Origin of the sequence: Neolewinella lacunae, assembly GCF_014349155.1 — a bacterium.
Classification (GTDB): domain Bacteria; phylum Bacteroidota; class Bacteroidia; order Chitinophagales; family Saprospiraceae; genus Neolewinella; species Neolewinella lacunae.
In genome coordinates, this window is sequence record NZ_JACSIT010000136.1 from 54,111 (window position 1) to 55,291 (window position 1,181).

A 1,181-nucleotide genomic window follows, 5' to 3' on the forward strand; every position below is an offset into this window, starting at 1 on the left:
TGAATAATGTTGGCTCCCAAAAATAGCTTTGTATCTAAACATCGCCGTCTCCGAAAGGCTTCTTCGGTGGTAGCCCACTTCTTTCTTCCATTCGGCTCGGCCAATTTCATTAACTCGCCTTACCGCTACGTTGCGAGGATAATCGGGGTAATCATTTTCTTCCTCCCAATACCACTCCACAGCTCCTTTTTGGGGCGGAATAACCGGGGTAATGTTGCGGGCGATCAATCCATCATAGCAGCTTTGAGCGTCATATGCACCATCCATATAAACTTCTTCAATAGGAGCTTTCACTTGATTTAATAAATCGTCCACTTGTGACTCATCGCTCTCGGAGTTTGTCGTTGTCGTGTGACAATGAATAAACCCAGTTTCTGGGTCGACGCCTAAGTGCAATTTTCGCCACGTACGACGCTTACTCCATCCATGTTTACGGCATTTCCACTCGCCTTCACCATAAACTTTTACTCCTGTTGAGTCAATAGCTATCGTGATTGAGCCCTTTGTCGGAATCTTGAATGGCGTAACCTCAAGGATACGGAAACGACGATTTACTTGGGTAAAACTTGGTACATCAAGATCGCACAGCCCCATTAGATTGAGGGGCGGTGTATCAATAGTAATGGTGAGCCATCAAGTTTCGCTGCCAGAGGAAGTAGCCAATGGCCGCCACATGGTTCTCTAGCTTCTTCGAGAAAGCGACACTGCGCCGAACCAATCTACTTACCCTTGCTCTGACGCCCGTAAAATAACCTTCAATGAAAAAAGTAAGCGCCTTACTCGGATGATGCTGGTCACTTGGTATCGTCTGGTAGTATGCCTCCCAGTAATCGGTAGCAAACTGGCAGTGATCTCTTAACCGTTGCGGGAGCTTATCTAGCATTTTTTCGGCGTCCGCTTTGCCTCGACCTCCAACATGAAAGGCCAAAACCTGCTTGATCGCTGGGCAATAGACTACCCAAATCCAACGCTTGTTTTTCTTGCAGCCGACGAAAGACCACATCTCATCTAATTGAATTTCAACGGATTGTAGCTCTTCATCACTCAGATTCTCTAGGAGCTCGTAATCTACTCCCAAATTGTCCGGCGTTTGCTCCCAGATTGAAGCCGCAAAGTTCATCAGCCAAGTCATGCTCACTTCCATGGAACGACAAATTCCACGTAAGCTTACCCTTTCGCTA

The 1,181-nt window shown here is 46.8% G+C and carries 2 protein-coding genes; both read right to left on the minus strand.

Going from position 1 to position 1,181, the window contains the following annotated elements:
- Positions 1-594 (minus strand): IS5 family transposase (locus tag H9S92_RS14770; RefSeq protein WP_187467473.1); only part of this gene is annotated, 594 nt, incomplete at its 3' end.
- Positions 595-613: 19 nt separating this feature from the next.
- Positions 614-1,181, minus strand: a 568-nt coding sequence (locus H9S92_RS14775) for an IS1 family transposase (protein WP_187465300.1), incomplete at its 5' end; no start/stop codon positions are given.